Source organism: Bacillus sp. SB49, assembly GCF_000469135.2.
Taxonomy (GTDB): Bacteria; Bacillota; Bacilli; order Bacillales; family Halobacillaceae; genus Halobacillus.
Genome location: NZ_CP048117.1, coordinates 441,358 through 453,732, shown reverse-complemented (window position 1 = coordinate 453,732; position 12,375 = coordinate 441,358). Strand labels below are relative to the sequence as shown.

Sequence of the window (12,375 nt, the reverse complement as noted above, 5' to 3'; positions counted from 1 at the left end):
AACTTTGTTAAGAATTTATTTAACGTTTTTAACACTAACACGAGAAAAAAATCATGTCAAACGTATTTCGGCATCAAATGTGCTTTCTTCGAAGATAACTCCTGGAATCCTTCTCTTATGCGAAAAAGTGGACAGGTCAACTTCCTGAAAGTTACAATTATATTTGACATTCTCTCCAAACGAGTTATTATGAAGTTCGTTAAGAAGATTTGAAAAAAATTTAACACGATTTACTTTTCATCTGAAGGAGCGACCCTATGAGTGAATCTAAAGTAAACCCAAATGACAAAATAGAAGAAGCCAAAGATAAAGTCATAGGCGCCATTGCAGAGACGATGGATACGTACGGGGTGACCCCGGCTGCCGCGAACCTTTATGCGACCATGTACTTTGAAGATCAAATGACGCTTGATGAAATGCGTACAGAACTGGGCATGAGCAAACCGAGCATGAGTACCAGCGTCCGCAAACTCCAGGAAATCGAAATGGTCAAAAAAACATTTACACGCGGATCCAGAAAACACACCTATATAGCAGAAAAGAATTTTTTCCGTTCCTTTATGGCGTTTTACTGTCAAATGTGGGAACGGGAAGTGAAAACGAACCTGGCTGCAATAGCAGAAGCACAAGAAGATTTCATCGATGTCATGAAAGACGCCAAAAGCACGCAGGACGATGTGGCGAAAGCAAAGAAATACTACGATCAATTGGAAGAATCAAAAACCTATTACCACTGGCTGGATGACTTGGTCGAGAGGATCAGGAGCGGTAAGATCTTCGATTTCTTACCGAAAGAGCATAGAGAGTAAGTATAGACCGGACAGAAACGCTTCATACAGGCTCTTTGGCTGTATTAATGTTCCTTTTGTACGTAAAATTTATACCCATCAACTATGGCATCTAAACAGTATTATTTTTACAAATAAAGCCTGGAGCACATCTCAATGTGCTCCAGGCTTTATTTGATTCCTTCTTATTATAAACTGCTGTTTCCCGGCCTATGGAAGCCCCGGTAAAAATAATACGTAAGATAACCTGACAACAAAACTGAATTTTCAGAACATTTATGGTTAACTATGGTTACATTGCATACATAGGAGGAATAGCCATTCCAAACGAAGCAGAAATACATAAAAGACAGACGCAATCCAAACAACTCCAAGAACCCCCTGTTGGTTGGAGGGAAAGAATCAAATCGCTCGGTCCTGCCCTCATCGTCGCTGCGTGCATCGTCGGCCCCGGAACGGTTACGACCGTCTCCATCGCCGGAGCAAGCTACGGCTTCCAAGCGATGTGGATTCTTATCATCGCCTGCTTGACGGCCTACTACTTTCAGAAACCGGTCGTTAAGTTCACCATCAAAACGAAAATGTCCGCTATGGACGGGATCCGCCTTTATATGGGGAAATGGTGGTCCGGCACGATTTATTTCGCCCTGCTGCTCGGAGCAATCGCTTTCCAGGCAGGTAACTTCACCGGAGCGGCACTGGCACTGAACTTCTTCCTCCCCTCCATCTCCATCCTGACATGGGTCGCCATTCTTGCCGTCTCCGCCATCGTCGTATCCTGGATCGGCATTTACCGGTTACTCGAAAATATCAACCGTGTCTTCATCGGACTTATGGTCCTTTCCTTTGTTCTGACCGTGTTCCTTTCCGGTCCCGACCTCGGAGCATTGGTCACCACCGGATTCTCCTTCCAGGTTCCGGATCAGAATTACTGGCTCGTGCTGGCGCTGATCGCAACGACCCTGCCACCCAATACCGCTCTCGGGCTGTCCGCATTTATTAAGAACAAATATAAAGAGGAGCAGACCCTTTCCAAAGCAGCACAGCTGAAGCTCGCCCACTTTGACTTACGGACGAACCTCAGCATCGCAGCCATCATCTCGATCTCCATCCTGATCTGTGCAGGGACAGCGATTTACGGCACAGGCACCGAGATCACGAGCGCTGCAGACATGGCTTATCAATTGACCCCCCTTCTCGGTCAATACGCAGGCGTACTATTCTCCTTAGGGTTATGGGCCGCCGGGTTTTCTTCCGGACTTTTCAACATCTCCGTCCAACCCGCCTTATTCGGACAGGCATTCGGAAAATCGGAAGACACAAGAACATCTACGAACCGCGCGCTTATGCTGATTGCGGGCATCACACCGATTGTGGTTGTCATGGCTTTCGGTCAAATGCCGATCCAATTGATTATGGGAGCACAGGCATTGAACGGTCTGCTTCTGCCTATGATTGTCGGTTCGATCTGGTATATCTGCAACAAGCCGGGCGTTTTAGGCAGCCACCTCAATACGCGGGGACAGAACATTATGTACGGGATCGTCATGCTGATCGTCTGCTTCCTTACGCTGCGAGTGCTCTTAAGTGTTACCGAATTGATTTAAATGGAGGATTAGCCCTATAAAGAAATGCCCTGCCGAAGCGAAGACGGCAGGGCATTTTCTCTGGATACGTACTTGGAGCGACTGCACCAAAACTCCGGCTCCGATAATGATATACTGAAGTATAAGAACCGTTCCATCCGCACAACCGTGGTCGATCTTTTTAAACGGAGGTATTATACATTGGAAGCTGTTTTAGAAAAGCATGCTTATGACCCCCTGTTCCCTTTCGTCTATATGTACAGGATCGCAGGCAATACAGAGGATCCTCTCGTTTCTTTTCATTTTCACGATTGGTATGAGCTTGTCGTCGTTCACGAGGGCCGTGGACACTTTTTCATTGATAAGCACGTCTATCCAATGGAAAAAGGACAAATTTTTCATATTTCCGGGGAAATTATACATAAAGCGATCCCTGATCAAAAGGAGCCCTTCCTTTGTTCTGTGCTTCTATTTAAACCGACCCTGATCCACTCGAAAGAACTGAATGAATCCTTTTCCTATTTCGATCCATTTCTTAAGAATGGGTTTACCAGCCGCCTTCCCCAGGCAGGTTTCAAAGAAATAGAATCCTTTCTTGAACAGATGGATGAGGAAAAGAAAGAATGGAAAGGCAAGGGCTCGAAACACGCCCTTCAGCTCTATCTGCACTGGATTTTACTGATCCTGAACCGTGAATCGAAGGAGCTGCTTCCACCCGAGGCTTCCACAACTTCTTCGAGAAGGGAATCATGGATGAACGAAGTCCTTTTGTTTATCGACGAAACGATGTGGAAAGAGCAGCTCACCCTGGAGAAGCTGGCCAAAGAAGCACTCGTCACACCGGAACATTTCAGCCGCACGTTCAAAAAAACGACTGGATTCACCCTTCCTCAGTATATAAACTTGAAACGTTTGATAAAGGCGAAGGAATTATTAAAAACAACGGACTACTCCATTTCTTATATTGCCGACATATGCGGATTTAAGAGCCTGTCTTATTTCCATACGCTGTTCCGAAAAGGGATCGGCACGACACCAAGAAAATACCGGACAGACCATTCCGACAAACAGCCTTAACTTATCCGAGCTCCTTCTCTACGAAGGATTTCATCCATAGGCAGACATCCCAGAGATCTGCAGCAGGCGCTTGAGTATAAGGCAGCGTTTGCATATAAGGCGAAGGCCCGTATTCCGGTGTAAAGGTAGTAAACGGATGGCCTTCCTTCTTCCTCTCCTCCGCCACGCGCTTCCACCACCCCAAATGAGAGTGGAGTTCCTTTTGATAATGACTGTCCCGGGGGTCCGGTACCTGCGGGCCCTGCGCATACCCTACGCGCGAATGCACATGGATCGTTCGTTCACATGCCGTTTGGATAGCCTTCTCATATCTCCCCAACAAGGACTCTGTCACACACACCCAGTGACTGAAATCAGCCGTGATCTTCAAATCCTCTATAGTGTTCAACAGCTTTTCGGTCGTCCAAGGTGTAAACAGCGGCCTGCTGCGATGCGTTTCGTGCCCGACAATAAGGCCGAGTCCCTTCTCTACTCGAACCGCTTCCGTGAAAAAATCGAACTGTTCCCGTTCATCCATATCGTCGCGCCCGCTCTGCGCATTGACGAGTAAGGGAGCGAATTCCACACAGGCCGCGGCCTGCGCTTGGAACGATTCTTTTGTTTCTGCGAAGATTTGAGCCACGTAATCCAGCTCATAAGAATGCAGCAGCTCTTTGAATAAGGCCGCATCCTCCTTGGACGGCAAGGGGGCCTCTATTCCCTGGTAGCCACTCTCGGCAATTTTCCGCACTTGTTCCTCCAGAGAGCCCGTCATCCCCCACAACGATTTAATCGATCTCACTTTCATCCTGGACACTCCTTTTTCTTCAAAAAAAGAAACGACCCCATCGAGCCGCTTCCCTTTTTCTACCTATACTTATTTCTGATAAACAATCGGGTTTAACCTACTTTCTACCAAGTCCCCTTCGCCAAGTCCCGGCAGCCACTGCTGCTGATCTTTTTTCCTTGCCTCGGTATCGATGGCGGAGACCCGCGCCCCGTCGGCTACGTAGATGACCGTCATCACTTCCCGTGTTTGATCGGTCGGGTTCCCCGGCGCACTGTGGAGCGTCCACCCGTTATGGAAGGTCGCGTCCCCCGCCTTCATTGCCCCATGCGTCACAATGTCATAGGCTTTCTCCTCAATACGCCGGCCTAAAGTGGCATGGGAGTCATCCGAGATTCCCAGTTTACTAATATATCCCTCCAACTGGGACTTGGAAGCGAAGGATAACGATCCCATCTCTTCGCTTATATCCACCAGAGGCATCCACATGGTGATGGTGTGGTTTGTATCCAAAGGCCAGAACGTCTGGTCCTGGTGCCACGGAGTGTGACCGCCGCCCGGTTCTTTATAAAGGGCCTGATCATGATAGATCCGAACTCCTTCTACCCCTAACAGGTCGGCCGCAACCTTACCGAACCGCTCCGCCAGCACGAATTTCTCCACTTCCTTCGACTTTTCCCATAGATTCATGACCTGCAGGAAGGCCTTACCGAAAGTATCCCTTTCTTCTAACGGGGCGGCCTGCTTGGCATAATCCTGTACCGCATCTTTGATTACGTTCCTGTACGTCCGGATCTCCTCCTGTGCGGCCAGGTTTCGAATACACACATGCCCCTTCTCCTGGTACTCTTCCACCAGCTGCGCGGACAACGGGAACTCATTCTCCAAATCAGGTAACGAAGATATTCCACCATTCATTTTCTGTTTCCTCCTTTATATTTGCTACACCCTTATTTTAAGAAGAATACCCGGAGCATTGTTTAAGATAATTAAGCTAAAAAGTGCTCATTCTTGATGTTTTATTAATCAACAAAAAAAGTCGGCGGAAGTCGTCTTATCCCTTCCGCCGGGACTGAAAGATTACGAGATAGAAGAAAACATGAAACGATGGCTTAACTGACGTTCACTTTATTAAAGAACTGGAGCAGATTGTTTTGAATCGATTGGATAGGACCTTTGAAGAGAGCATCGGGATCGGAATTGTATTCCAGATGAATAGGAAGCGTCCATAGACTGCCGGAGAACGGGACCATTTGGGTGGAAGCTGCATAACTCTGCGAAAAATAATGCTGGAAGATCGATGCAGGGAGAATAGAGTAGCCGATGCCTTTGGATATGCAGGAAGCAAGGATATTCAAGTCATCTACTTCCTGAAATCGATGAACGTCCAAGTGGCTGATCGCGCTGGTTATAAAACGTATATTATTGGCAAGAACGGGATTATCAAAAACCAAATACGGTTTATTCAGGATCCCTACATTCTTCGGGTCCCCCTTGATCGCTGCATAATCCTTCTTCGAACAAACGAGAACCATTTCATCTTCATAGATAGGCGTACTCGTAAACGGTGTCTCCTTCTCGTTCTGATAGAAGATATTCACGTGCGTGCATTCATACTCCATCAGATCCTTCAATATATTCGTCGGCCGCGTCACGAACCGGTATTCGATGTCAGGAAAACTCAGCGCCATCTCTGTAATGATCTGCTCGGTGAAAATCGGCGCCAGCCATATGTTCATTCCGATTCGAAAGACCTTCGGATCGTTGGATATCGTTTTGAAGGAATAGTTATGCCGGGTCGCATCGGCACCGGTCAAACGGAAAGAAGCGTTACTCAGTTCCTGAAGCAGCTGCACAGCATTCGGCAGGAAATGGTACCCTTCCTTGGACAAGGTGACTCCCTCCCAGCTTCTAGTAAGCAGAACGAAGCCGAGCTCTTCTTCTAATTTGCGGATTCTCGTACTTAACGTAGGCTGGGTAATATGTAATAGATTCGCTGCTTTGGAAATGCTCTTTGTTTTGGCCACGGACAAAAACGACTCTAATCCCTCAAAATCCATTCAATATCCCCCTTAAATATTTCAGAATATTCTATATATAATAGCCTAAGTTCCTATCCTGCACAAGCTCTCCCACCAAGATATTAAAAAAATCTATATCCCTGCTCCGCCTTTTCCCTGTGCACAAGACGCAAGGTATAAAAATTATCTATTACTTCCTCCCACCCCCGGCGTGCTACGATTTTTTTATAGAGAAAGATGTCGATAGAGACGCTGGCCTGCATACATTCGCTTCATTAAATAGAAGGAGGAATTACATTGACGAATCCACACGACGAGAAGTTGATCGGTGAGATGAAAGAACAGGTCATTACTTGGAGAAGGCACTTCCATGAGTATCCGGAATTATCGTTCGAGGAAGTAAGCACCTCGCAATTTGTCTACGATACACTGCAATCCTTCGGGGGACTGGAGGTCAGCAGACCGACAAAAACGAGCGTCGTTGCCAGATTGAAAGGCAAATACCCCGGCCGTACGCTGGGACTCCGGGCAGATATGGATGCTTTGCCGATCCAGGAAGAGAACGATGCCGATTTCCGTTCCACCGTGGACGGCGTCATGCATGCCTGCGGACATGACGGCCATACCGCCATGCTTCTCGGTGCAGCGAAAATACTAAGCGGCCAGAAAGACGAACTCAGCGGAGACATCAAGTTCATCTTCCAGCATGCCGAAGAGCTGCCGCCCGGTGGTGCACAGGAACTTGTCCGTGCCGGTGTGATGGATGATGTCGATCTTATCGTCGGCCTGCACCTTGCCTCTACACTTCCACGCGGGAAATTCGGCATCGGTTATGGTCCCGTTACATCCAACTCCGACACCTTCGATTTGAAAATCATCGGCAAAGGCGGCCATTCGTCCCAGCCTGAGAATTCCATCGATCCTATCGTGATGGGAGCACAAGTCATCAACAACCTTCAGCACATCGTTTCGAGAAACACTTCCCCGTCAGAGAAGCTCGTCGTATCCACCACCACATTAAAAGCGGGAATCGCCAAAAACGTCATTCCCGGACATGTGGAAATCGGTGGATCCGTTCGATCGTTCGACAAAGAAGTCCGGGAGAATGCGGTCCAACTCATTGAACGGATTGCCCGCGGCATCACAGGCGCTCATGGAGGCGACTATGAATTGGATTACCATTATGGATATTCTTCGGTCATCAACGACGAATCCTTAACGAAGACCGTCGAAGAAACCATCGTGGAACAGTTCGGAGAAAACTGGCTGCAGAAGACGGGATCCATCATGGGTGGAGAAGATTTCTCAGCATATTTGACCGAGGCCCCCGGATGCTTCATCCCCGTCGGCGCAGGTAACGTAGAGAAAGACATCGTCTACCCCCATCACCACCCTAAATTTTCTGTAGATGAAGATGCACTGGAAGACGGGCTTCGCTTATTAATAAGCCTCTCGAAGAAAATACTCACCAAGGACAGCCAAAAGACGTTACTGACCAAAGCCTGATCCAAAATCCTAAGCACCTTAACCTAGAGAGGGGTATTCTATGAGTCCGGTAACAGCAACCTTAATCATTCTGGCTATCATTACAGTCGGCGAAGTCGTTTCCATCCGTTCCAGAGCAAAAATTCCGACGTTATTAGTCGTGATGATCGGGTTTTTCGTCTTAATTCAGACAGGCGTCCTTCCAACCAATATTATCGAAGCGTCCACCTTCGCTATTGTCGGCGCTGTTCTACAGCCGGCCCTGCTCGTTCACATGGGAACGTTGATCCCTATGAAAGTGATGAAAAGCCAGTATAAAGCCGTACTCATCACGCTGATCGGCTTAGTATTCTCCGTCGCCTTCATCCTGTTGATCGTCCCGCCGATCTTCGGCTACAGCACAGGCGTCGCCGGAGCCGGTCCATTGACAGGCGGGCTGATTGCCTACCTGGTCACGGCCGAAGCGCTGCAAAAAGCAGGCTTGGTCTCCTTATTAGCGATTCCTATCATCGTACTGACGCTTCAAGGGTTGGTCGGGATGCCGCTGACGTCCATCCTCTTAAGAAAGCACGGCTTAAAAATCCGCAAGGCCATGGAAGGCCGCACGATGACGGCTGCAGCTACAGCAGCGGAAGCGCTCCCTCCTGCCAATCTATTGGACGAGGAACAATCGGAAGAAAAACCGAAAAGACAGCTCATCCCTGAACGCTACCAGCAATCAAGCTTCATCCTTCTGTTCTTAGTCTTCGTCGGAGGAGCCATCGCAGTAGGATTGGAGAGCCTGACCGGCATCAGCTACAGCTTGTTCGGATTAGTGATCGGGATCACAGGCGCCTACCTCGGCATCTACCCTGCCAAAGTATTGGAAAAAGCCAACGGATTCAGTATCGCGATGCTCGGCTTGATCTTCATCGTGACCGGTTCCTTGGTCGGCATCACGATCGCTGATATCACAGCCGTCCTTCCGGCTGTCGCCACCATCATTGTCGTCGGAACCCTCGGTCTGATCGTCGGCGGAACCATCGGGTCGAAAATTTTCAAATGGGACCCTGCCAAAGGCATATCCGTCACCTTGACTGCTATGTACGGCTTCCCGGGTGATTACCTCATATGTGAAGAGGTCAGCCGGAGCATCGGCAGGACGAAGGAAGAAGAAGAAGCCATCCTCAACGAGATCCTGCCCCCGATGCTGATCGGCGGGTTCACCTCCGTAACGATCGGGTCCGTCATTATCGCCAGCATTCTTGTCCAAACCATCTGATGAAGGAGAGATACATGTGAGCTACAAACTAATCAAAAACGGCACCCTCCTTGACGGTACGGGTGCCGAGCCCATCCCCGATGCAGTGGTTCTCATCAACGGGACGAAAATCGAAGCCGTCGGCAGCGACATCCACCTGCCGGAAGATATTGAGGTCGAGGTCATTGATGCCGATCAAGGCTATATCCTCCCCGGCCTGATTGATACACACGTGCATATGGTCATGGAGTTGAAGGACATCGGAGAAAGCCTCAATGAACCGTTCACCTTGAAATTCTACCAAGCGATCCACTACATGAAACGAACGCTCGACGCCGGAGTAACAACGATCCGCGATGCCGGATTCACCGACGTCGGAGTGAAAACAGCCGTCGAACAAGGCCTCGTCGCAGGTCCAAGAATGCAGGTCAGCATCAATCCCCTCACCATCACCGGCGGCCACGGCGACTCCTGGAGACACTCCGGCATCGACGCCACACCGAAGAGCTACCCGGGTCTCCCGAGCGGCATCTGCGACGGTCCCGAACAAGTCCGGAAAAAGGTGAGAGAAATGCTGCGGGCAGGCGCCGACGTCATTAAAGTCCACGCCACCGGAGGAGTGATGAGTCCCACCGACCATCCCGAATTCACCCAGTTCTCCGAAGAAGAACTGGCGATCATCGTCCAGGAAGCCACCTACCGCAAAGGCGTGAAAGTCATGGCCCACGCCCAAGGGGCAGAAGGAATCAAAAACGCCGTCAAAGCCGGCATCCACTCGATCGAACACGGCATCTTCCTTGATGACGAAGCCATCGAACTGATGCTTGAGAACGGCACCTACCTCGTCCCGACCCTGTTAGCTCCCGTTTCCGTCCTGGAAGCCAGTGAACAGAACGATGACATGCCCGATTTCGCCGTTCAGAAAGCCAAAGAAGTCATCGACATCCATAAAGAAAGCATCGCCAAAGCCTATCAAGCAGGCGTGAAAATAGCGATGGGCACCGACGCCGGCGTCATGGCCCACGGCACCAACCTGAGAGAACTCGGCTTGATGTGCGACATCGGCATGACGCCAATGGAAGCCATTACCGCCTCCACGAAAGTCGCAGCCGAGTGTATGGGATGGGACGACAAGCTTGGAACGATAGAAACAGGGAAACTCGCAGACCTGATCATTACGAAGCACAACCCGCTGGAGGATATCAGATCGCTTGAAGATCCGGATGCGATTGTCACGGTAATGAAGGACGGGGTGATCGAGAAGAATTTGTTGTCTGTGGGTACGGAGAGCTTGACGTACAGTTCTTTATGACATAATTGATAGAGAAAAAAAGCCTGGCATGAGTTCAACAGACTCGTGACAGGCTTTTTCTTTCCGTTAATACCGCCTTGAAAATTTCTTGACGACTTCGTTTTGGGAATTCAATTCTACCATTCTTTCAACCGCTGCAAGATAAGCGCAAGAGGAACCAATAGCAAAAAGGAACTTCCGAAATGGATGTTCCTTTTTAAAGAGTTATATTATTATGCACGATCCTTCAATCTCAAAGCACTTATTTATATGAGCTTAGTGGTTTGGTGCAGTATCCCTCCAATAGCAAAAATAAAAAGTACGGCTACCGGGAGAACTCCTGCAACAAAGTTTTTAAGTGGAATATCTTTGAATTTCGGTGAGAATAGGAAAAAAGCTAAAAGATAAGATACTACAGCCGTTCCTACAAAAGTGAAAAACATGGATAGATTTGGACTTTCACCAACTAAATACGCTGTTCCTATACGACCAATCATCACACTTAGCAGGATTAGTCCTACCAGCTTACCAGTGTACTTTATCGAAACTTTTCTTTCACTCACTTACATCACCCTCAAATTAGTAATTAACAATAAATGATACTTGCAGCACCTACAAGCTGCATCATACCCGAGTGCACCCAGCAGCCTGCACAGTAAAGCTAAGGCTACCTTCCATGGTCTTTTCTGACACTACCTATCTCCACAAGACTAACCATTATTTGCTTAGACAATAAAGAAACTCCTACACTATGCGCCACTAATAGGACGAAAGAGTAAGAGTTTGAGAACTAAAATATCATTTTTAAAATTAATTTAGTAAAAACATCGTCATACCAGAAGCTGTTAATACCGCTAAACCGAACGCTCCCATGGAAAGCCAGCTTGGTGTGCTATTCTTTTTCTTCACAATTAAATATTCGCATACTCTCACCACAGTGTAAATAAAGAAAGCCGGAATAAAAAGTGTTTCAAATGTAATGGGACCGTTAAATGCAATCATTAACGAAACGAAAATCATCCCATAGACTATGACTGACATAAACCCATTACTAATAGGATTTAAAATGCCGTTTTCTCTTCGAAAAGAATTAGTAGCCATGCGAGATATCACCTACCTTTGTTAGCCAAAGCAGTATCTTTTAACACCTGCAATGCCAAGAATTTCAGCTGCTGCTCCTCCACCGATAGTTAACCAATCATCCACATTGGATGCTCCAGCCAATAATTTCACAGTGTTCTTGACGCCTCCAAGCGCTTTAATAGCTCGATATGCCTTTGCACCTGGAACAAATACAACGGCAATAGACGCTGTGCATTTAGTTGCATCCCAAACGCCGCCCCAGAATCCAAGCGAAACAACTTCAGAAGTTCCTGTTGATTTAGAGGCAACAAGCTCCCCCTGTTTTTCCACTTTAACTGATTCAACGTCTGATGAAAATTGTACAGAAGACCCAAGAACTTCAAACATCTTATTCAATTCTGCAATTTCTTCCTTGTCCTTGGCCAGTATAATATCCTCTTTAAATTCTTCTTTATCAAAGTTCGGATCAAACAAACCGTTTAGAAATGTTTGTTTATCTTCTTCTTCTAAGTTCTCTAAAATACCATCAATGGCTATGTATTGCTCCCATAATTCATCTGCACGTTTTTGTTCCTCTGGAGTCAACTTGTAATTCTCAATAGCTTCTAAATCGACTTGCCCCTCATATTCATTCGCAGATGCAGCAGTCGGAACTGTGAAACTAAGAAGCATGACCAAAGATGTGATGAACAAAGTGGTTTTTTTCAACATATGTATTCCTCCTTTAAAACTACGCCCCCAATCTACCATTAATAGGTTATTTTGTAAAATATAGTTTAACGAAATATAACAACCAAATCTCCCTGGAGAGTAATGTGATGTTATTCAAAAGCAAACAACCCCATACTTGATAGTTAACTAGTTCTAGATGTTGTTTTTTCATTTAGCAATGGTTCTAAATTCATTATCTTTTACGGTTCAGATTCGATAATTGATACTGACCGGTTTCTAAGCAGCACCATAACGATCAACTGCCCAAATACCACGCACATCATATCTTTTCCCTTCAATGTATTACCTTCGTCAGACTATAAATGA

The 12,375-nt window shown here is 47.3% G+C and carries 12 protein-coding genes; 6 read left to right on the top strand and 6 right to left on the bottom strand.

Annotation, left to right across the window (positions count from 1 at the left end; translation table 11 throughout):
• The first annotated feature begins 257 nt into the window (after positions 1–257).
• From cudC to M662_RS02440, 3 genes are all read left to right on the top strand, one after another.
• The gene (gene cudC, locus M662_RS02450; RefSeq protein WP_008639647.1) at positions 258–809 is read left to right on the top strand and encodes a choline uptake/conversion transcriptional regulator CudC; all 552 of its coding nucleotides are present in this window, start codon (positions 258–260) and stop codon (positions 807–809) included.
• A 257-nt stretch (positions 810–1,066) separates the two neighbouring features.
• Positions 1,067–2,395, top strand: coding sequence for an Nramp family divalent metal transporter (locus tag M662_RS02445; protein WP_026578824.1), 1,329 nt, complete (start codon positions 1,067–1,069; stop codon positions 2,393–2,395).
• A gap of 24 nt (positions 2,396–2,419) precedes the next feature.
• On the top strand, positions 2,420–3,451 hold the full coding sequence (locus M662_RS02440; protein ID WP_026578825.1) for an AraC family transcriptional regulator: 1,032 nt from the start codon (positions 2,420–2,422) through the stop codon (positions 3,449–3,451).
• 1 nt (position 3,452) lies between these two features.
• Here M662_RS02440 and M662_RS02435 read toward each other — a convergent pair whose 3' ends face one another.
• From M662_RS02435 to M662_RS02425, 3 genes are all read right to left on the bottom strand, one after another.
• Positions 3,453–4,238, bottom strand: a complete 786-nt coding sequence (locus M662_RS02435) for a sugar phosphate isomerase/epimerase family protein (protein ID WP_026578826.1) — start codon at positions 4,236–4,238, stop codon at positions 3,453–3,455.
• 69 nt (positions 4,239–4,307) lie between these two features.
• Positions 4,308–5,135 carry a phytanoyl-CoA dioxygenase family protein gene (locus tag M662_RS02430; protein WP_026578827.1) on the bottom strand — a complete coding sequence of 276 codons (828 nt, stop codon included), beginning with the start codon at positions 5,133–5,135 and terminating at the stop codon, positions 4,308–4,310.
• A gap of 194 nt (positions 5,136–5,329) precedes the next feature.
• Positions 5,330–6,277: a LysR family transcriptional regulator gene (locus M662_RS02425; RefSeq protein ID WP_026578828.1), complete on the bottom strand. Its 948-nt coding sequence runs from the start codon at positions 6,275–6,277 to the stop codon at positions 5,330–5,332.
• Between the two features lie 258 nt (positions 6,278–6,535).
• On the opposite strand from M662_RS02425, the gene M662_RS02420 reads away from it, so the two are divergent.
• Genes M662_RS02420 through M662_RS02410 form a run of 3 tightly spaced genes read left to right on the top strand, consistent with a single transcriptional unit; the run spans position 6,536 to position 10,275 of the window.
• Positions 6,536–7,744 carry a M20 metallopeptidase family protein gene (locus tag M662_RS02420; RefSeq protein WP_026578829.1) on the top strand — a complete coding sequence of 403 codons (1,209 nt, stop codon included), beginning with the start codon at positions 6,536–6,538 and terminating at the stop codon, positions 7,742–7,744.
• Between the two features lie 40 nt (positions 7,745–7,784).
• Positions 7,785–8,984, top strand: coding sequence for a hypothetical protein (locus M662_RS02415; protein ID WP_026578830.1), 1,200 nt, complete (start codon positions 7,785–7,787; stop codon positions 8,982–8,984).
• A gap of 16 nt (positions 8,985–9,000) precedes the next feature.
• Positions 9,001–10,275: a metal-dependent hydrolase family protein gene (locus M662_RS02410; RefSeq protein WP_051348998.1), complete on the top strand. Its 1,275-nt coding sequence runs from the start codon at positions 9,001–9,003 to the stop codon at positions 10,273–10,275.
• Positions 10,276–10,520: 245 nt separating this feature from the next.
• Here the strand turns inward: M662_RS02410 and M662_RS02405 are convergent, their stop codons facing one another.
• The 3 genes from M662_RS02405 to M662_RS02395 form a co-directional block, all read right to left on the bottom strand.
• A complete protein-coding gene (locus M662_RS02405; protein WP_008638464.1) occupies positions 10,521–10,817 on the bottom strand; it encodes a hypothetical protein in 297 nt (98 codons plus the stop codon).
• Between the two features lie 247 nt (positions 10,818–11,064).
• Positions 11,065–11,355, bottom strand: a complete 291-nt coding sequence (locus tag M662_RS02400; protein ID WP_008638466.1) for a hypothetical protein — start codon at positions 11,353–11,355, stop codon at positions 11,065–11,067.
• Positions 11,356–11,376: 21 nt separating this feature from the next.
• Positions 11,377–12,048: a regulator of G-protein signaling domain-containing protein gene (locus M662_RS02395; protein WP_008638468.1), complete on the bottom strand. Its 672-nt coding sequence runs from the start codon at positions 12,046–12,048 to the stop codon at positions 11,377–11,379.
• Positions 12,049–12,375: the final 327 nt, after the last annotated feature.

Coding starts and splice junctions, on each gene's coding strand:
- M662_RS02435 (WP_026578826.1), bottom strand. CDS start 4,238: ATGAAAGTGAGATCGATTAAATCGTTGTGGGGGATGACGGGCTCTCTG.
- cudC (WP_008639647.1), top strand. CDS start 258: ATGAGTGAATCTAAAGTAAACCCAAATGACAAAATAGAAGAAGCCAAA.
- M662_RS02425 (WP_026578828.1), bottom strand. CDS start 6,277: ATGGATTTTGAGGGATTAGAGTCGTTTTTGTCCGTGGCCAAAACAAAG.
- M662_RS02440 (WP_026578825.1), top strand. CDS start 2,420: ATGCCCTGCCGAAGCGAAGACGGCAGGGCATTTTCTCTGGATACGTAC.
- M662_RS02395 (WP_008638468.1), bottom strand. CDS start 12,048: ATGTTGAAAAAAACCACTTTGTTCATCACATCTTTGGTCATGCTTCTT.
- M662_RS02415 (WP_026578830.1), top strand. CDS start 7,785: ATGAGTCCGGTAACAGCAACCTTAATCATTCTGGCTATCATTACAGTC.
- M662_RS02445 (WP_026578824.1), top strand. CDS start 1,067: ATGGTTAACTATGGTTACATTGCATACATAGGAGGAATAGCCATTCCA.
- M662_RS02400 (WP_008638466.1), bottom strand. CDS start 11,355: ATGGCTACTAATTCTTTTCGAAGAGAAAACGGCATTTTAAATCCTATT.
- M662_RS02430 (WP_026578827.1), bottom strand. CDS start 5,135: ATGAATGGTGGAATATCTTCGTTACCTGATTTGGAGAATGAGTTCCCG.